Here is an 18273-nt window from a genome sequence, read left to right as displayed (position 1 = left end):
GATTCCTTTAGAACGCCGCCACGGCCTTCGGATCGGTGCCGGACGCCCCCGCGGCCGCACCGAATCTGGCTGCCGCGGCGAAGCCGAGCTCCAGGTCGGCGAGGATGTCGTCGATCCCCTCGATGCCGACGGCCAGCCGCACCAGCCCCGGGCTGACCCCGGTGCTCAGCTGCTCCTGCGGGGACAGCTGGGCGTGCGTCGTGGACGCCGGATGAATCACCAGCGAACGCACGTCGCCGATGTTGGCGACGTGGCTGTGCAACTTCAGCGCGTTCACGAAGGCCTTGCCGGCATCGACACCGCCGGCCAGTTCGAACGACAGCACCGCCCCGGTTCCCTTGGGCGCCAGCTTCTTTGCCCGTTCATGCCAGGGCGAGCCGGGCAGTCCGGCGTAGTTCACCGACAGCACGCCCTCGTGGCCCGCCAAGAACTCGGCCACGCGTTGCGCGTTGGCGACGTGACGTTCCATGCGCAGGCTCAGCGTCTCGATGCCCTGGGCGACCAGGAACGCGTTGAACGGTGCGGCGGCCGAACCGAGGTCGCGCAGCAGCTGCACGCGCGCCTTGAGCGCGTAGGCCGGCGGGCCGAGCTCGGCGAACACCACGCCGTGGTAGCTCGGGTCGGGTGTGGTGAATCCCGGGAACCGGCCCTGCGTCCAGTCGAAGGTGCCGCCGTCGACGACGACCCCGGCGATCGCCGAGCCGTGGCCGCCGAGGTACTTGGTGGCCGAGTGCACGACGATGTCCGCGCCGTGCCGAAACGGCTGGATCAGGTAGGGCGTGGCGACCGTGTTGTCGACGATCAGCGGGACGCCGTTGTCGTGGGCGACCCCGGCGACGCCGGGGATGTCCAGGATGTCGATCTGCGGGTTGGAAATGGTCTCGGCGAAGAAGGCTTTGGTGTTCGGTTGCGCCGCGGCCCGCCACGAATCCAGATCGTCGGGGTCTTCCACGAAGGTGACCTCGATTCCGAGCTTGGCCAGCGAGTAGTGGAACAGGTTGTAGGTCCCGCCGTAGAGCCTGGGGCTCGAGACGATGTGATCTCCGGCACACGCCAGGTTCAAGATCGCGAACGTCGCCGCCGCCTGGCCGGAGCTCAGGAACAGCGCCGCCACACCGCCCTCGAGCGCGGCGATGCGCTGCTCGACGACGTCGGTGGTCGGGTTGCCGATCCGGGTGTAGATGTTGCCCGGAACCTCCAACCCGAACAGGGCGGCGGCGTGCGTGGTGTCGTCGAAGACGTAGGAGGTGGTCTGGTAGATCGGCAGGGCGCGGGCGTTGGTGGCCGGGTCGGGCTGCTGGCCGGCGTGCACCTGCTTGGTCTCGAACGACCAATGCGCGGTCGGATCCGTGTTGTCGCTGGTAGTACCGTTGTCGGAACTCACGTGGGTTGGCTCTCTCCTGGGATATGGGCTCGGGTCTCAGCGGTCTCTCGGTGGCCGGCCGACTAGCAGCGGCGGACGATTGCGCACATCGGCCGATCCGTAAGGGTGAGCGGAGCCGAAGGAGCTGGACAGAAGCACATCACGTGTCCCCTCTAGTCAGGGGTCCGTTATGGCGGACCCGCGCTTGCCGTGCAGCCTGTGGCTACATAGACCTGGTCATCACCCGGGGCACCCCACCGCGGTTGGAGGGTTGCCGGCCAGCAAGCCGGGGCTTGATGCTGGCGCTCATGACCAATACGAAGATTATCGTACTGTGCCGACCCGCCGCCAACCGTGGCGGTGCACATGCAGGTCGACACCTGTCCAAACACCCTTGATAACGTGGCAGTTAGATTGCTGAGCCCCCCACAGAATTGTCCGATATCGAAGATCTTGCCGCCGGGAGAGAGACCGTGAGCGCCGAACAGCCGACCGTCATCTACACGCTGACCGACGAGGCGCCGCTGCTGGCGACCTACGCGTTCCTGCCGATCGTGCGTGCCTTCGCCGAACCCGCGGGGATCAAGATCAAGACCAGCGACATCTCGGTGGCGGCCCGGATCCTCGCCGAGTTCCCCGAACACCTGACCGAAGAGCAGCGGGTCCCGGACAACCTCGCGGAGCTGGGCCGGCTGACGAAGCTGGCCGACACCAACATCATCAAGCTGCCGAACATCAGCGCCTCGGTGCCCCAGCTGATCGCCGCCGTCAAGGAGCTGCAAGGCAAGGGATTCAAGATTCCGGACTTTCCGCAGAGCCCGAAGACCGACGAGGACAGGGAGATTCGCGACCGCTACGCCAAGTGCCTCGGCAGCGCGGTGAACCCGGTACTGCGACAAGGCAACTCGGACCGGCGCGCACCCAAGGCCGTCAAGGAGTACGCGCGCAAGCACCCGCACAGCATGGCGGAATGGTCGCCGGCGTCACGCACGCACGTCGCGACCATGAAGGGCGGCGACTTCTACCACGGCGAGAAGTCGATGACGCTGGACCGCGCGCGCAACGTGAAGATGGAGCTCGAGACCGAGAGCGGCAAGACGATCGTGCTCAAGCCCATGGTCTCGCTGCGCACGGGCGACGTCATCGACTCCATGTACATGAGCAAGAAGGCCCTCATCGAGTTCTACGAGGAGCAGATGCAGGACGCCTACGAGACGGGCGTGATGTTCTCGCTGCACGTCAAGGCGACGATGATGAAGGTCTCGCACCCCATCGTCTTCGGGCACGCCGTGAAGATCTTCTACAAGGAGGCCTTCGCCAAGCACCAGGAGCTCTTCGACGAACTCGGCGTCGACGTCAACAACGGATTGGTCGACCTGTACAGCAAGATCGAGGCGCTGCCCGCGTCGCTGCACGACGAGATCATCCGCGACCTGCACGCGTGCCACGAGCACCGCCCCGAGCTGGCCATGGTCGATTCGGCCAAGGGCATCACCAACTTTCACTCGCCCAGCGACGTGATCGTCGACGCGTCGATGCCGGCGATGATCCGTGCGGGCGGCAAGATGTGGGGCGCCGACGGGCGGCAGAAGGACACCAAGGCCGTCAACCCGGAGTCCACGTTCTCCCGGATCTACCAAGAGATCATCAACTTCTGCAAGACGCACGGCGCGTTCGATCCCGCGACCATGGGCACGGTCCCCAACGTCGGGCTGATGGCGCAGCAGGCCGAGGAATACGGCTCGCACGACAAGACATTCGAGATCCCCGAGAGCGGCGTCGCCAACATCGTCGACCTCGACACCGGGGAAGTCCTGCTGACCCAGAACGTGGAAACCGGCGACATCTGGCGCATGCCCATCGTCCGCGACGAACCGATCCGCGACTGGGTCAAGCTGGCCGTCAACCGGGCACGCAACTCGGGCATGACCGTGGTCTTCTGGCTGGACACCGAACGCCCGCACGAGGTCGAGCTGCGCAAGAAGGTCAAGGAATACCTGAAGGAGCACGACACCGAGGGCCTGCAGATCCAGATCATGCCGCAGGTGTGGGCCATGCGGTACACGCTCGAGCGCGCGATGCGCGGCCAGGACACCATCGCCGCGACCGGAAACATCCTGCGCGACTACCTCACCGACCTGTTCCCGATCCTGGAGCTGGGCACCAGCGCCAAGATGCTGTCCATCGTGCCGTTGATGGCCGGCGGCGGAATGTACGAGACCGGCGCGGGCGGCTCGGCCCCCAAGCACGTCCATCAACTCGTCGAGGAGAACCACCTGCGCTGGGATTCCCTCGGTGAATTCCTCGCTCTGGGAGCGTGTTTCGAGGACATCGGCATCAAGACCGACAACGAGCGCGCCAAGCTGCTGGGCAAGACGCTGGATTCCGCGATCGGAAAGCTGTTGGACAACAACAAGAGTCCGTCGCGCAAGACGGGTGAACTCGACAACCGGGGCAGCCAGTTCTATCTGGCGCTGTACTGGGCGCAGGAACTCGCCGCGCAAAACGACGACGAGGAGTTGCGCGAGCGCTTCGCCAAGCTGGCCGAGTCGTTGGGCGAGAACGAGGACACCATCGTGGCCGAGCTCGCCGAGGTGCAGGGTGAGACGGTCGACATCGGCGGGTACTACTACCCCGACAGCGAGAAGACGACGGCGGTGATGCGGCCGAGCAAGACGTTCAACGAGGTGCTCGCCGCCGCACAAGGCTGACGCCGCAGGAAGGCACCGATGTCGAGCCCGGGTTCCAAAGAAGCCAAGATCAAGGTCAAGGGCCGCGTGGTCGAGCTCGACGGCGACGAGATGACCCGCGTCATCTGGAAGCTGATCAAGGAGATGTTGATCCTTCCGCACCTCGACATCGATCTGGATTACTACGACCTGGGCATCGAGCACCGCGACCGCACCGACGACCAGGTGACGATCGACGCGGCCTACGCCATCAAGAAGCACGGCGTGGGCGTCAAGTGCGCGACGATCACCCCCGACGAGGCCCGCGTCTCCGAGTTCAACCTCAAGAAGATGTGGCTTTCGCCGAACGGGACGATCCGGAACATCTTGGGCGGCACCATCTTCCGCGAACCGATCGTCATTTCCAACGTGCCGCGCCTGGTTCCGGGCTGGACCAAGCCGATCGTCATCGGCCGCCACGCGTTCGGCGACCAGTACCGCGCGACCAACTTCAAGGTCGACAAGCCCGGCACCGTCGCCATCACGTTCACCCCCGCCGATGGCAGCGAGCCGATGGTGCACGAGATGGTGTCCATCCCCGAGGACGGCGGCGTGGTGATGGGGATGTACAACTTCAAGGACTCCGTGCGCGACTTCGCGCGCGCGTCGTTCAAGTACGGCCTGAACGCGAAATGGCCGGTGTACCTGTCGACCAAGAACACCATCCTCAAGGCCTACGACGGCATGTTCAAGGACGAGTTCCAGCGCATCTACGACGAGGAATTCAAGGAAGACTTCGAGGCCGAGGGCCTGACTTACGAGCACCGGCTGATCGACGACATGGTGGCCGCCTGCCTCAAGTGGGAGGGCGGCTACGTGTGGGCGTGCAAGAACTACGACGGCGACGTGCAGTCCGACGCCATCGCTCAGGGCTACGGCTCGCTGGGGTTGATGACCTCGGTGCTGATGACCGCCGACGGCAAGACGGTCGAGGCCGAGGCCGCGCACGGCACGGTCACCCGGCACTTCCGGCAGTATCAGGCCGGCAAACCGACCTCCACCAACCCGATCGCCTCGATCTTCGCCTGGACGCGCGGGCTGGCGCACCGCGGCAAGCTGGACGACACCCCCGAGGTGATCGAGTTCGCGCAGACGCTGGAAAACGTCATCGTGTCCACCGTCGAGAGCGGGAAGATGACCAAGGACCTCGCCATCCTGATCGGCCCCGATCAACAGTGGCAGCAGAGCGAGGAATTCCTCGACTCGATCGCCGAGAACCTAAAAAAGGAGCTGGCTAACTAGCCGGCGGCCGGTGCCGCTCGGAGAGCCGGTCCGGGCCCGCGGCGCACTCGTCGATGAAGTCGGCGATGGCCGCGGTGATGCGTTCGGGCGCCTCGAACATCGGCACGTGCCCGACGCCGTCGAGCTTGGTGATCTTCGTTCCCTCGGGCAAGAAGTTGGTGAAATGGCGGCTGAACCTGCTCGGCGGCACCACCCGGTCCTTCTCGCACAGCACCAGCTGCACGGGCACCGCGGTCTGCGCCAGCTCCAGCAGCCCGGGCTGCAGCAGCGACTTGATCAGCAGCTGGAAATAGGCCGGGCAGTGCGCGGCGTCATCGACCACGCCGCGCAGTTGCTCCACGCTGACCCCCTCCGGGGTGGCGCTCAGCGGCAGGGTCGCCAGGCGGCGGCTCAGCGGCAGCCGCAGCGCCCGCGGGCCCAGCAGCCGGGCCAGTCCCAGGACCGGCATCCCGGCGATGAACTTGCTGATGACCTCGAATTTGACCGGGCTCCAGCGCGTCCAGCCGCCCGCGGCGCCGACGCCGGTGACGCTGCGCGCCCGCCCGCGGCGCTCGAGCTCGAAGGCCACCCAGCCGCCCAGCGAGTTGCCCACCAGGTGCGCGGACTCCCAGCCGAGTTCGTCGAGCTGACGCTCGACATGGTCGGCCAGCACCGACGAGCTCAGCAGCCAGGTGCCCGCATAGGGTCCGCCGTTGTGCCCGGCCATGGTCGGGGCGAAGACCTCGTAACGGCCGGTGTCGGCGAGCCGCGGCGCCACCGGATCCCACACCGTCTGCGACATCAGGAACCCGTGCAGCAGCACGACCGGCTCTCCGGAACCATCCTCGGGGCCAAGGTGGGTCGGCGTACGAGTCGTCATATCCCGACATTAAAGGCGGTACCGCCGGTACCGCAACACGGCCTGATCGCGGGCGCGCGGCTGGCCGCACACTCGGCGCCGAACGTGCGGGTGGCCGCACACTGAGCGCCCGCCGCCGCACGTGAAAAGATCGGTGCATCATGAGCACCGCTACCGGATCCAGCCGCATTTTCTCCGGCGTGCAGCCCACGTCCGATTCGCTTCACCTGGGTAACGCGTTGGGCGCCCTCACCCAGTGGGTCGACCTGCAGGACGACCATGACGCGTACTTCTGCGTGGTCGACCTGCATGCCATCACCGTCGCCCAGGATCCCGAGGCGCTGCGGCGGCGGACCCTGGTCACCGCCGCCCAATACCTGGCCCTGGGCATCGACCCGGCCCGCAGCACCGTCTTCGTGCAGAGCCACGTGCCCGGCCACACCCAGCTGGCCTGGGTGCTGGGCTGCTTCACCGGCTTCGGGCAGGCGTCGCGGATGACGCAGTTCAAGGACAAGTCGCTGCGCCAGGGCGCCGACTCCACCACCGTGGGTTTATTCACCTACCCGGTGCTGCAGGCCGCCGACGTGCTGGCCTACGACACCGGCCTGGTGCCGGTGGGCGAAGACCAGCGCCAGCATCTCGAGCTGGCCCGCGACGTGGCGCAGCGGTTCAACGCCCGATTCCCGGACACGTTCGTGGTGCCGGACATGCTGATCCCCAAGGCGACCGCGAAGATCTACGACCTGTCCGACCCGACGTCGAAGATGAGCAAATCCGCGGCCACCGACGCCGGGCTGATCAACCTGCTCGACGATCCGGCGTTGTCGGCCAAGAAGATTCGTTCGGCGGTGACCGACAGCGAGCGCGAGATCCGCTTCGACACCGACGCCAAGCCCGGCGTCTCCAACCTGCTGACCATCCAGTCCGCGGTCAGCGGCATCGGCGTCGACAAGCTCGTCGAGGGCTATGCCGGAAGGGGTTACGGCGATTTAAAGAAGGACACCGCGGAGGCGGTGGTCGAGTTCGTCACCCCGATCAAGGCCCGCGTCGACGAACTGACGGCCGACTTGGCCGAATTGGAGGCCATCTTGGCGGCCGGAGCCGAACGGGCCCAGGATGTCGCCGGGAAAACGGTCCAACGGGTTTACGATCGGCTTGGGTTCCTTCCGCAACGGAGGTAAGAAGTTCCACCATGAGCGAGCCGGCCAAGGAAGGCATTCTTGATCGGCTGCGGGCCCGGTACGGGTGGCTCGACCATGTCATCCGCGCCTACCAGCGTTTCGACGAACGCAACGGCGGGTTCTTTGCCGCCGGACTCACCTATTACACGATTTTCGCGTTGTTTCCGTTGCTCATGGTCGGTTTCGCGGTGTTCGGATTCGTGCTGGCCCGCCGGCCCCACCTGCTGAGCACGATCGACGATCACATACGGTCCCAGGTGTCGGGCACGCTGGGAAATCAGCTGCAGGAGTTGATGAACTCGGCGATCGACGCCCGGACTTCGGTCGGTGTCATCGGTCTGGTCACCGCGGTGTGGGCGGGCCTGGGCTGGATTTCACACCTGCGCCAAGCGCTGACCGAGATGTGGTGGGACTCGCAGGCCGAGTCGACGGGCTTCGTGCGCAGCAAGTTCTCCGATCTGCTGGCGATGGTGGGGACGTTCGCGGTGATCGTGGCCACCGTCGCGCTGACCACCATCGGCCACGCCGCACCCATGGCCACACTGCTGAAATGGCTTGGCGTACCGCAGTTTGCGGTGTTCGACTGGCTCTTCTGGGTTTTCTCGATCCTGATCGCGACGTTCGTGTCGTGGCTGCTGTTCACGTGGATGATCGCGCGCCTGCCCCGGGAAAAGGTCAGTTTCGTCGATTCGATGCGGGCCGGGCTGATCGCGGCCGTCGGCTTCGAAGTGTTCAAACAGGTGGGGTCGATCTATCTGAAGACGGTGTTGCGCAGCCCCGCGGGCGCGGCCTTCGGCCCGGTGCTGGGGTTGATGGTGTTCGCTTACATCACCGCCTATCTCGTCCTGTTCTGCACCGCGTGGGGGGCGACGGCGTCCACCGATCCGCGCGACCGCCACGTCGAGCCCCCCGCTCCGGCGATCATCGCGCCGCGGGTGCACATGGACGAGGGCCTGGGCACTCGCCAGACGCTGACCGCGATGACCCTGGGAGCCGTTGGGGCGCTGGCCCTTTCCCGAATCGCCGGGCTTGCCCGCCGTGGCCGCTAGCTGATCACCTTCAAACCCGCGATGCAGGCCACGATCCCGGCAATCAGCAACAGCTTGGTCAACGACGCCGGTTCGTCGCCGATGACCGCCGCGTAGCCCACCGTGAGCACGGCCCCGATGCCGACCCATACCGCATAGCTGGTTCCGACCGGCAGGGTGCGCATCGCGGTCGCCAGTCCGGCCATCGAAAGCGCCAGCGCGACAACGAAGACCAGCGAGGGGCCGAGCCGGGAGAAGCCGTCGGACTTGTTCAGGGCGGTCGCCCACACCGCCTCCAAGACCCCCGACGCGATCAAGACGAGCCATGCCATTGCGCACCTCCACGGCGCCGTCTTGTCGCTGGCCGGGTACGGGGCCCCTCGTCCGGTGTCAGGTGCTGACGTCTCTGATGATAACGCTCAGAGCCAGTCGCCGCGCACCATGACGGCGGTCACCCGCAAATCACGGTCGAGCACCACAAGATTGGCGTTATAGCCGGGCCGCAGGCTGCCCACGCGATCGAGCCCCAGCGCGCGCGCCGGCGTCGCCGACGTCACCTGAACCGCCGCGGCCAGCCCGGCGTCGGCGGCCACCCTGGCGAACAACTGATCCAGGGTGGCCGTGCTGCCCGCGATCGTCGACGTCCCCTGCACCCGCGCGACGCCGGAAACCACATCGATGCGCACCGCGCCGAGTCGATACGCGCCGTCGGCGCCGCCCGCTGCGGCGATCGCGTCGGTGATCACCGCGACCCGGTCCACGCCGGCCGCCTCGATGACCGCGCGCGCCACGTCCCGGTGCAGGTGCACGCCGTCGGCGATGAGCTCGACGGTCACCCGTGAATCCCGCAGCAACGCGAGCGCCGGGCCGGGCTCGCGGTGATGCAGCGGCGGCATCGCATTGAACAGATGCGTGCCGACCGTGGCGCCCAACGCGATGGCGTGCCGGGTCTGCTCGTAGCTCGCGTCGGTATGTCCCACCGCCACAACGACTCCCGCGTCCACGAAGCGCCGGATCGCGGCGTCGGCCCCGGGCAGCTCCGGCGCCAGGGTGACCATCTTGATCGCATCGCCGCCGGCGGCCAGCACCGCGTCGATCTCCGTTGGGTCCGGGTCGCGCATCTGAGCGGGGTCATGGGCCCCGCAGCGCGCCCGGCTCAGCCAGGGGCCTTCGAGATGAATGCCCGCGACGGTGCCCCGCCTGGTGGCGTCGGTGAGTGCGCGCACCCCGCTGAGCAATTCCGGGGGGGCGGCGGTCACCAGGCTGGCCAACGTGGTGGTGGTGCCGTGGCGCCGGTGGAAGGCAGCGGCGTCGCCGATGCCGTCGGCGTCGGTGTAGGAGGCCCCACCGCCGCCGTGCACGTGCATGTCGATAAACCCCGGCGCCACAGCGCAATCCGGGAAGTCCCGGTCGGGCGGGCGGGGCGGCGGCCCGGGCGCGCAGGCCGCGATTTGCCCGGCGGAGGTCTCGAGCCAGCCCGGCCGGCAGATCCGCCCGTCCAGGACCATGGTTCCCGCGGCGATCAGCCCCACCGGCCGCCGTTCTCCCAGAAGTGGCGGATGTCCTCGAGCTGGCGGCCCTTGGTCTCCGGCGCATACCGATAGACGAAGGCGAAAGCGATCAACGCGAGCGCGGCGAACGCCGCGAAAGTGCCTGCGCCGCCGAATGAATGCAGGATGGTCAGGAAGACGGCGGCGATGATGGCGTTGGCCACCAGGTTGGAGGTCAGCATCGTGCTCGACCCAAGCGACCGCAGCCGGGACGGGAAGCTTTCGCTGGCGTACACCCAGCCCAGCGAGCCGAAACCCATGGTGTAGCCGAAGATGAACAGCAGCACGCCCGCGAACCCGGCGACCGCGCCGCCGATCCCACGGCCGAACACGGCCATCAGCACGACGTCGGCGGCGATCATCATGGCGGTGCCGCACAACAGGATTGGCCGTCGGCCCACCCGGTCGACCAGCAGCAGCGCCGTCCCGACGGCGGCCAACCCGGCCACCTGCACCAGCGCCGGCAACCCCAGCAGCGCGAAATTGCCGGTGAAGCCCATGGCCTGAAATATCCGGGGGCTGTAATAGATGATCGCGTTGATGCCGGTGATCTGGATCAGGAAGCCGAGTACGACGACGAAGATGGTGGCCCGAAGATAGGGCCTGCGAACCATTTCCGGCAGCATCTCGGAGAGGCGGCCGCTGCCCTCACTGACCGCGCGGCCGATATCGGCCAGCTCCTCGTCGACCCGCGCGTCGGGCTCCACCCGCAGCAGCGCCCGCCGGGCGTCGTCAACCCGGCCTTTGAGCAGGTACCACCGGGCCGTGTCCGGCATCCGAATCACCAACGGCGCCAACAGGAGTGCGGGCACGCAGGCCAGCCCCAGCATCCACCGCCAGCTGTGCGTGCCGGCCAGCAGGTAGCCGGTCAAATAACCGACGATGAGCCCGCTGACGATCGCCAGCTGGTAGGCCGTGAGCAGCGAGCCCCGCACCGCGGTCGGCGCCGATTCGGCCACGTACACCGGGACGACCACCACCGTCACACCGATGGTCAGGCCGACGAGCAGCCGCGCCGCCAGCAGCATCGGCAGCGACACCGAGAACGCGGCCAGCAGCGCGAAAGCCGCGTAGGCGAACAGGATCAGTACCACCGACCTTTTCCTGCCGATCACGTTGGCCAGCACGCCGGCGCCGAGCGCCCCGATGATCTGGCCGAACACCACCATCGTCGTCAGCAGTTCCTGCTGCCGGGTGGACAGCCCGAAGTCCTCGGTGACGAACAACTGCGCGCCCGCGATGATGGACAGGTCGTAGCCGTAGATGAGGCCCACGCTGGCGGCGGTCAGCCCGACCAGCAGGCCGCTCCGCGATCCGGTGGCCACCGGCGGTCAGCGGTGCTGGGGTCGACGGTTCATCGAGCGCGCGGCCATGATCAAGCTAAACACGATGATGGCGCCGATGACAGCGACGCCCACCCGGACCGGCATGGCATCCGCCGAACCGATGATCGCCCCCGCGGCAGCGTTGGTGGCGAGCCGGTCGGCGGCGGTGTCGCTCTTGGCCGGCGCCAGCGAGGGGTCGGGCGCGACCAGTGAGCCGACCTGAGTGCCCTGCGGGGTGGCGAATCCGTAGTCCAGCAGATGCGCGGCCTGCTCCCACGGCGCGATCGGCTGCCGCGTCCCGTGCAGCAGCACCGCCACCAACCGCCGCCCGTCGTGGTTGGCCGCGCCCACGAACGTCTGGCCCGCGTCGTCGGTGTAGCCGGTCTTGCCGCCCAGGGCGCCGGGATACTTGTAGAGCAGCTGGTTGTCGTTCTCCAGCTCGTAGCCGGGGTGGTCGCCGTGGCCGGGGAAGTCGAAGGTCCGGGTCGCGACGATGTTGGCGAACGTGGGGTTCTGCCACGCGTAGCGATAGAACAGCCCGATGTCGTAGGCCGAGGTGCTCATGCCGGGCGCGTCCAGCCCCGACGGCGTCGCCACCCGGGTGTCCTGGCCGCCCAGCTTGGCGGCGAGCACGTTGATCTTCTCCAGCGCTTGCTGCATGCCGCCGAGCTGCATGGCCAGCGCGTGGGCGGCGTCGTTGCCGGAGTGCATCAGCAGGCCGTGCAGCAGCTGGTTGACGGTGAACACGCCGCCTTCCTGGACGCCGACCTTGGTGCCCTCGGCGGCCGCGTCGTCGGCGGTTCCGGAAACCGACTTGTTCAGGTTGAGCGTGTTGATGGCGGCCATCGCCACCAGCACCTTGATGATGCTGGCCGGGCGGTGGCGCCCGTGCGGGTCTTTGGCGGCGATGACCGCGCCGCTGTCCAGGTCCGCCACCAGCCAGGCCTCGGCGGACACGTCGCCCGGGAGCGGCGGCGTATTCGGCGCGGCGACGATGCCGCAACCGCCCAGCGCGTCACCGCCGACGGGCTTGGCGGGCACCGCCAGCGGGATCGGGGGGTCGCCGGCGGTGGGGACCTCCGACGAATCCACCGCCGCCGGGGTGTTCACCTTGTACGGGCAGTTCGTGGGTGCGGCGTTGGGTTCGGCGCCTGGTTCGGCCCTGGCGAGCGGCAAGGCAATCGTGGCCGGGGCGGCCATCAGGAAAAGCGCCGCTGCCAGGCATGATGCGGAACGTAACAGGGTCATCGTCTGTGCACATTAAGCGATCGGACGCCCGAATCCGGGGAGCCGCGCTGTGACTGATGAGACGGAAGTTACGAATTCCCCGGCGCGCGGGGCTCGCGTCGAACCCCTAGACTGACGGCTATTCCAAACGATGGGTTGTGGTCTCAGTTGCGGTCCCAGTTCCGGGGGGCCCGCGATGGCGCTGGCGCGTCGGGTCCCCGGCCGCTGAAGGATCTGCTCGCGCAGGTCGAGAAGGCAACGCAGGTTCGGCGGTCGGGGCTTGATCAGGTGTTGGCGGAACTGCAAGCGCATCGCGACACCACGACCGATCCCGACCTGCGGTCCGCGCTCGCGTGGCTGTGCAACGCGCAAACGCGGATCGCGAGCAACCCGACGCCGGCGCATTCCCGAGACGTATTGCTGGCCGCGTACGAGGTCAAGCGGGTCCTCGCTACAGCCACCGGCTAGCTCGATCACAGCGTGGTGGCTGCCACCGGACCGGGTTGATACGCGGTTCGCGCGCCATGCCCAGGACGTCAGAGTCGCGGTTGGATCTCCGTGAGCACCCCGCGAAGGATCGATTCGATGGTGTCGAATTCGGCCTGGCCGCTGATCAGCGGCGGCGCCAGCTGAATGACGGAATCGCCGCGGTCGTCGGTGCGGCAATACAACCCGGCCTCGAACAGGGACGAGCCGACCCGGGCCAGCAGCGGCCGGCGCTCGGCGTCGCTGAACGTCTGCTTGGTCGCCTTGTCCTTGACCAGCTCCACGCCGTAGAAGAAACCCTCGCCGCGCACGTCGCCGACGATCGGCAGGTCGAGGAGCTTTTCCAGGGTGGCGCGGAAGGCCGGCGCGTCGGCCCTGACGTGATCGTTGAGCCCCTCGCGCTCGAAGATATCGAGGTTGGCCAGCCCGACGGCCGCCGAAACCGGGTGGCCGCCAAAGGTATAGCCGTGCGGGAACATCGTCGCGCCGTCGTTGAACGGCTCGAACAAGCGCTCGCTGGCGATCATGGCGCCGATCGGTGAGTAGCCCGACGTCATTCCCTTGGCGCAGGTGATCATGTCCGGCACGTAGCCGAAGTCGTCACAGGCGAACATCGACCCGATGCGGCCGAACGCGCAGATCACCTCGTCGGAAACCAGCAGCACGTCGTATTCGTCGCAGATCTCGCGCACCCGCCCGAAATAGCCTGGGGGAGGCGGGATGCTGCCGCCGGCGTTCTGCACCGGCTCCAGAAAAACCGCCGCCACGGTGTCGGGGCCCTCGAAGTCGATCGCCTCGGCGATGCGGTCCGCGGCCCACCGCCCGAAGGTCTTCGGGTCGGTGTCGAAAGGTTCCGGCGCCCGATAGAAGTTGGTGTTGGGTACCCGGAAGCCGCCCGGCGTTACCGGCTCGAACGGCGCCTTGTAGCGGGGCAGTCCGGTGATCGCCAGGGCGCCCTGGGTGCTGCCGTGGTAGGCGACCGATCGCGAAATCACCTTGTGCTTACCGGGTTTGCCGGTGAGCTTGAAGTACTGCTTGGCCAGTTTCCACGCGGTCTCGACGGCCTCGGTGCCGCCGGTGGTGAAGAACACCCGGTTCAGATCGCCCGGCGTGTAGCCCGCGAGACGCTCGGCGAGCTCGATCGCCGTGGGGGTGGCATACCCCCACAGCGGGAAGAACGCCAGAGTCTCGGCCTGCCGCGCCGCGACCTCGGCGAGCTCGGTGCGGCCGTGGCCGACCTGCACGGTGAACAGCCCGGACAGGCCGTCGAGGTAGCTCTTGCCGCGGTCGTCGAAGATGGTGACGCCCTCGCCGCGGGTGATGATCGGCGGCGTGACTCCCGGGCCGTGCCGGGAGAAGTGCAGCCACAGGTTGTCGGTCATGGTGCGTGCGACTCTAACGCTCGGTTCGATTGCCCGGCTCCCAACTCGCGCCGTTCGGCGCTCGCCGTCGCCGCGCTGGGCTGCCGGCGTGGTGCGCCGCGCGGCTCATCTTTCGATCGGACAGATTGTATTGCTCCACCGATATTCGACATGGCCGCATGGCGGCGGCGCCCTGGCGCACACGTGGTCGGGCATCGCCCGCTGAGCTGGCGCGATGCGCGATCGGTTCGGGCCGCTTGCGTGAGGTGGAGGTGGCGCCGGGATAGGGCAGCCCCTCCCATTGCCGACTTTGGCTCCGGTTCCCCACCCGCGTCGACGGCGATATCTTGCCGTGTATGCCTATAGATGACACTGTTTCTTACAAGGAAACGCTCCTGCTGGGTGGGCCGCTGAGTGCGGCGCAGAAGAGTCTGCAATTGATCGAGGCGCTGGCTGAGGCGGGACGTCCGCTCGGGGTCAGTGACATCGCTCGACGGGTCGGTTCTGCGCGTGGGACGGTGCACAAACAGCTGGCCGGATTGATCGCATCGGGCTGGGTCGAGCAGGACCTCGACGGGCGCTACGGCCTGACCCTGAAGGTGGCTCGGCTGGGCAATGCCGCGTTGGAACAGGCGGGGCTCGGACAGCGCATTCATTCGCTCCTCCAGCAGGTCGCGGCCCGGGTCAACGAGACGGTTTCGATTGCCGCACTGGGTGGCGATGCGGCGCTGATCATCCAGCGCGCCGAGTCCTCGCAGGTGCTGCATGCCGACATTCGGGTGGGTACCCGGGTAGCGCTCGACGGTGGCGCGTCGGGCCTCGTGTTATCGACGTTCGCACTCAACGAGGCCGAGCGTGACGAGCTGCGCAGTCGCGGAATCGCCGTTGCCCCAGAGGAAGTCGTCACCGCTGTCGAACGGGCGGGGGTCGCATACACCGTCGATAAGGTCGCGTCGGGAATCTCGGCGGTCTCGATTCCGCTCTACGACTCGCTTCGCTTCAAGACCGTCGCACTGACGATTTCGGGCCCGACACAGCGCCTCGATCCGGTCGTCGCGGAGCACGCATTGCGGCAGGGGCGTGAACACATCGTCCAAGCGATGTCCGTTGCCGTGATTGGTGAGGCGGCGCGTAGTGACTAGGCAGGCAGGCGCGCTGCGCGGCGTGATCGGTGCCGTGCTGACACCCTTCACCAGCTCGGGGTCCGTCGATGAGGTCAGGCTGGGCGGTGAGCTCGATCTACTGGTTGAGCACTGTGATGCGCTCAGCGTGTTGGCCGCCGAGGCATCCGAGTATCGGGCTTTGTCACCGGCGAGCAGGCGCAGGACCCTGGTCGCAGCGATCGAGCGCATCGGACGCCGGTCCTTGGTGTTGGCCGGGGCGACCGCGGGCTCCCTTTCCGAGACCGCGGAGCTCGCCGAACTCGCCGCCGCACATGGCGCGGACTTCATTCAGGTGTTGATACCGCGCCGGACGTGGGGTGGAGATCCCTCGCCCGATGAGTTGGTCGGCTGGACCAACGCCTTGGTCGAGGCGTCGCCGCTGCCGGTCGTGCTGTACCACAACCCCGGACATGGCGCCGACCCATCGCTGGAGACTCTGATCGAGATGTGCGCCGTTCCTGGCGTTGTCGCGCTGAAAGACAGTTCCCGCAACATCGCTCGGGTGCTGCGCGCGGTCGAGGAGATCCACCACGCCGGGCACGCCGCATACTTCGCCACGATCCAGCCGTTGTTGAGCGTGCTGTTGTCCGGCGGCGCGGGCGCGATGACGCCACCGCCGGCCACCCTGCTGGCGGCGAGCATTCGCGATGCGGTTGCCGACGGCGATCTGCGCCGGGCTACGGACCTACAGCGGAACGCCGCGACCTTCCCCGTGCGCTGGTCGGCCAGGTACGGGCTAGTGCCGGTGATGAAGGCGGCCGGGAATGAACTCGGTTACGACCTCGGCGATCCGGCGCCGCCGTTTTTCGCGGTGGCAGAGGATGACCGCCGCGCAATCGTGGCGTCCGTCGCCGCCTGGCCGCGCGTGACCGCGGCCGGCACCGCGACCGGCCGCGCATAGTCCAGCGCGTTCACACCAACGAGGAGGTCGCACATGCAGACAATTCGCCGCATCGGAACCCGCGAAGCGGAGAGGGTGATCGCCGGCGCGCGCCGGCGGGCCGGGCAGATCGGCGTGCCGATGTGCATTGCCGTGGTCGACGAAAGCGGAACACTCGTGCAGTTCATCCGGGAGGACGGCGCGAAGCTCACCAGCGTGTCGATTGCCATCGACAAGGCCTTCACCGGCGCGGGTGCCCGTAACTTGACGAGCTTCTACGGCCAGGTGTCCCAGCCGGGGGCACCGGCATGGGGCATCGACAAGACCAATGGCGGGCGCTTCTCGGTGATCGGCGGCGGCGCGCCGATAGTCGAAAACGGTGTCGTCGTCGGTGGTGTCGGCGTCAGCGGCGGCACCGCATCGCAGGACGAGGACGTAGCGCTGGCCGGCGTGGCCGAACTCGAATCGACCGACGCGAACCTGACCACGGTGGGACGCTCGTGACCGAGTGGCTGCCGCGCGATGCCCCACGGGCGCGCCGCCGCGGGTTCATCGGGGCCTACCTCGGCTGGCTGTTCGACGGATATGAGACCTTCGCGACCGTGCTGGTCGCCAGGACAGCCGTCGACGACCTGGTCGGCCCGCATACCGCTGTCGACCACCCGCTGTATGTGGGCGCAATTCTGTCGACGACGCTGGTCTCCTGGGCCGCGGGCGGGCTGGCGTCGGGTGTGCTCGCCGACCGCTTCGGCCGCCGCCGTGTCTTGCTGTGGTCGATCCTCTGGTACGCGGTTTTCGCCGGGTTGACAGCAGTGTCGCCGACCTACGTGGCCTTGATTGTCTTCCGCTTCCTGACCGGCTTCGGCATGGGCGCGGAGTGGGGTGCCGGCAGCTCGCTGGTGTCGGAGATCTCCGATCCACGCCGCCGCGGTGTACGTATTGCATTGTTGCAGAGTGGTTTTGGGCTTGGCTTCCTGGTCGCCACCGGAGCATGGCAGGTCATCAACGTCGGTGGCAGCGCCGACTGGCGATGGATGTATCTGCTCGGGGTGGCGCCGGCGCTGCTGGCAGGGTTCATCCGGCGCGGTGTTTCCGATCCGCAGCTGTGGAACGACTCGGACCGCCGCCGTCGTGACTCGATCGATCGCCTCGCGCGGGGCGAGGCGATCAGCGGCATCGACCGCGAGCTGGCCCGGCCGCTGTTGGTGCAGCTCCTCGGACGAGCCAAGTTCCGTAACCAGGTAGCGGTACTGCTGGTGGGGGCGCTCGCCAGCACGCTGGGTTGGTGGGCGGTATCGACGTGGATTCCGGCGTTTACGGGGCAGAAGCTGGGCGGGCGCGTGAGCGACCTGCCGACCTGGATCACTCTGGTCAATGTCGCCTACAACCTTGCCGGGGTCATCGGCTACCTGGCGATGGGGTGGCTCGCGGATTCTGTCGGGCGCAAGCCGGTGATCACCGCGTACTTCGCCGCGTCGGTGGTCACGACGCCGCTGTTATTCCATCTCCCGGAGAGCTGCGCAGCGCTGATCGGATTCGCGGCGCTCAACGGGTTTTTCACGCTCGGGCAGTGGACCTGGATGGCGTTGTATCCCAGCGAAGTCTTCCCCACACAGATCCGGGCGACCGCAATGACGGTGGTGTTCAACACCGCTCGGTTGGCAGCCGCGGCCGGTGCTCTTCTCACCCCCGTGCTGATCACCGCGTTCGGGTCGATCAGCACGGCGGCGATCGTGATCGGCTGCACGTCGTACGCGCTCGGGATGTTCGTCGCGCCGTTCCTCGGTCCGGAAACCCGCGGTCGAGCGTTGCCGGGTGTGCACACCCCGACCGATTCGGATCGCGAGCAGGCCGAGAAACCAGACTTGCCGCACGGCGTCGCGGTGGCGGAGGCATGACG

Annotated in this window: 16 protein-coding genes and 2 riboswitches; of the genes, 9 read left to right on the top strand and 7 right to left on the bottom strand. The window is 67.5% G+C overall.

All coding sequences use genetic code 11. From position 1 onward, the window contains the following. Positions 1-7: 7 nt before the first annotated feature. Positions 8-1384 (bottom strand): bifunctional o-acetylhomoserine/o-acetylserine sulfhydrylase, encoded by a 1377-nt coding sequence (locus AC0KTM_RS20040; RefSeq protein WP_238956758.1) that lies wholly within the window; start codon positions 1382-1384, stop codon positions 8-10. Positions 1385-1559: 175 nt separating this feature from the next. Further along, positions 1560-1677, bottom strand: a riboswitch (SAM riboswitch). A gap of 159 nt (positions 1678-1836) precedes the next feature. On the opposite strand from AC0KTM_RS20040, the gene AC0KTM_RS20035 reads away from it, so the two are divergent. Together AC0KTM_RS20035 and AC0KTM_RS20030 are read left to right on the top strand one after the other, a co-directional pair. Continuing rightward, a complete protein-coding gene (locus AC0KTM_RS20035; RefSeq protein ID WP_238956757.1) occupies positions 1837-4074 on the top strand; it encodes an NADP-dependent isocitrate dehydrogenase in 2238 nt (745 codons plus the stop codon). A gap of 18 nt (positions 4075-4092) precedes the next feature. Next, positions 4093-5334 (top strand): NADP-dependent isocitrate dehydrogenase, encoded by a 1242-nt coding sequence (locus AC0KTM_RS20030; RefSeq protein ID WP_238956756.1) that lies wholly within the window; start codon positions 4093-4095, stop codon positions 5332-5334. Here AC0KTM_RS20030 and AC0KTM_RS20025 read toward each other — a convergent pair. Next, positions 5327-6136, bottom strand: a complete 810-nt coding sequence (locus AC0KTM_RS20025; RefSeq protein ID WP_238956755.1) for an alpha/beta fold hydrolase — start codon at positions 6134-6136, stop codon at positions 5327-5329. The two genes, AC0KTM_RS20030 and AC0KTM_RS20025, sit on opposite strands and share 8 nt — an antisense overlap. 197 nt (positions 6137-6333) lie before the next feature. Between AC0KTM_RS20025 and trpS the strand changes: the two genes are divergently transcribed. Both trpS and yhjD read left to right on the top strand, forming a co-directional pair. Beyond that, positions 6334-7353: a tryptophan--tRNA ligase gene (gene trpS, locus AC0KTM_RS20020; RefSeq protein ID WP_238956754.1), complete on the top strand. Its 1020-nt coding sequence runs from the start codon at positions 6334-6336 to the stop codon at positions 7351-7353. Between the two features lie 11 nt (positions 7354-7364). Continuing rightward, positions 7365-8402 carry an inner membrane protein YhjD gene (yhjD, locus tag AC0KTM_RS20015; RefSeq protein WP_238956753.1) on the top strand — a complete coding sequence of 346 codons (1038 nt, stop codon included), beginning with the start codon at positions 7365-7367 and terminating at the stop codon, positions 8400-8402. Here yhjD and AC0KTM_RS20010 read toward each other — a convergent pair. The 4 genes from AC0KTM_RS20010 to dacB1 all read right to left on the bottom strand — a co-directional run bounded on the left by AC0KTM_RS20010 (position 8399) and on the right by dacB1 (position 12504). Next, a complete protein-coding gene (locus tag AC0KTM_RS20010) occupies positions 8399-8713 on the bottom strand; it encodes a DMT family transporter (RefSeq protein WP_225329314.1) in 315 nt (104 codons plus the stop codon). The genes yhjD and AC0KTM_RS20010 overlap by 4 nt on opposite strands. 11 nt (positions 8714-8724) lie before the next feature. Then, positions 8725-8788: riboswitch (guanidine-III (ykkC-III) riboswitch) on the bottom strand. Between the two features lie 12 nt (positions 8789-8800). Next, a complete protein-coding gene (nagA, locus tag AC0KTM_RS20005; protein WP_238956752.1) occupies positions 8801-9913 on the bottom strand; it encodes an N-acetylglucosamine-6-phosphate deacetylase in 1113 nt (370 codons plus the stop codon). After that, positions 9904-11256 (bottom strand): sugar porter family MFS transporter, encoded by a 1353-nt coding sequence (locus AC0KTM_RS20000; RefSeq protein WP_238956751.1) that lies wholly within the window; start codon positions 11254-11256, stop codon positions 9904-9906. Before AC0KTM_RS20000 ends, nagA begins: the two co-directional genes overlap by 10 nt. Before the next feature lie 6 nt (positions 11257-11262). Beyond that, positions 11263-12504, bottom strand: coding sequence for a D-alanyl-D-alanine carboxypeptidase DacB1 (gene dacB1 / locus AC0KTM_RS19995; protein ID WP_225329317.1), 1242 nt, complete (start codon positions 12502-12504; stop codon positions 11263-11265). Positions 12505-12651: 147 nt separating this feature from the next. Here dacB1 and AC0KTM_RS19990 point away from each other — a divergent pair, with 147 nt between their 5' ends. After that, entirely contained in the window at positions 12652-12951 is a 300-nt protein-coding gene (locus tag AC0KTM_RS19990; protein ID WP_225329318.1) for a hypothetical protein, read from the top strand. Between the two features lie 68 nt (positions 12952-13019). On the opposite strand, the gene AC0KTM_RS19985 is transcribed toward AC0KTM_RS19990, so the two are convergent. Then, positions 13020-14381: an aspartate aminotransferase family protein gene (locus tag AC0KTM_RS19985; RefSeq protein WP_308193088.1), complete on the bottom strand. Its 1362-nt coding sequence runs from the start codon at positions 14379-14381 to the stop codon at positions 13020-13022. Positions 14382-14686: 305 nt separating this feature from the next. On the opposite strand from AC0KTM_RS19985, the gene AC0KTM_RS19980 reads away from it, so the two are divergent. The 4 genes from AC0KTM_RS19980 to AC0KTM_RS19965 are packed head-to-tail and all read left to right on the top strand — an operon-like array spanning position 14687 to position 18271. Further along, positions 14687-15472: an IclR family transcriptional regulator gene (locus tag AC0KTM_RS19980; RefSeq protein ID WP_275254197.1), complete on the top strand. Its 786-nt coding sequence runs from the start codon at positions 14687-14689 to the stop codon at positions 15470-15472. Then, positions 15465-16394: a dihydrodipicolinate synthase family protein gene (locus AC0KTM_RS19975; RefSeq protein ID WP_238956748.1), complete on the top strand. Its 930-nt coding sequence runs from the start codon at positions 15465-15467 to the stop codon at positions 16392-16394. The genes AC0KTM_RS19980 and AC0KTM_RS19975 overlap by 8 nt, the downstream gene beginning before the upstream one ends. Before the next feature lie 33 nt (positions 16395-16427). Continuing rightward, entirely contained in the window at positions 16428-16877 is a 450-nt protein-coding gene (locus tag AC0KTM_RS19970; protein WP_238956747.1) for a GlcG/HbpS family heme-binding protein, read from the top strand. Further along, positions 16874-18271 (top strand): MFS transporter, encoded by a 1398-nt coding sequence (locus tag AC0KTM_RS19965; RefSeq protein ID WP_238956746.1) that lies wholly within the window; start codon positions 16874-16876, stop codon positions 18269-18271. Before AC0KTM_RS19970 ends, AC0KTM_RS19965 begins: the two co-directional genes overlap by 4 nt. The last annotated feature ends 2 nt before the right edge of the window (positions 18272-18273 follow it).

Source organism: Mycobacterium sp. NTMscope_Eco_3, from assembly GCF_976985685.1.
Note: the sequence above shows the minus strand (reverse complement) of the source record. Positions and strands in the feature narration are given on the sequence as shown.

Bases quoted from the DNA above. Each gene is read 5' to 3' on its own strand.
- AC0KTM_RS20010 (WP_225329314.1), bottom strand. From the start codon at position 8,713: ATGGCATGGCTCGTCTTGATCGCGTCGGGGGTCTTGGAGGCGGTGTGG.
- AC0KTM_RS19970 (WP_238956747.1), top strand. From the start codon at position 16,428: ATGCAGACAATTCGCCGCATCGGAACCCGCGAAGCGGAGAGGGTGATC.
- trpS (WP_238956754.1), top strand. From the start codon at position 6,334: ATGAGCACCGCTACCGGATCCAGCCGCATTTTCTCCGGCGTGCAGCCC.
- AC0KTM_RS19980 (WP_275254197.1), top strand. From the start codon at position 14,687: ATGCCTATAGATGACACTGTTTCTTACAAGGAAACGCTCCTGCTGGGT.
- AC0KTM_RS20030 (WP_238956756.1), top strand. From the start codon at position 4,093: ATGTCGAGCCCGGGTTCCAAAGAAGCCAAGATCAAGGTCAAGGGCCGC.
- dacB1 (WP_225329317.1), bottom strand. From the start codon at position 12,504: ATGACCCTGTTACGTTCCGCATCATGCCTGGCAGCGGCGCTTTTCCTG.
- yhjD (WP_238956753.1), top strand. From the start codon at position 7,365: ATGAGCGAGCCGGCCAAGGAAGGCATTCTTGATCGGCTGCGGGCCCGG.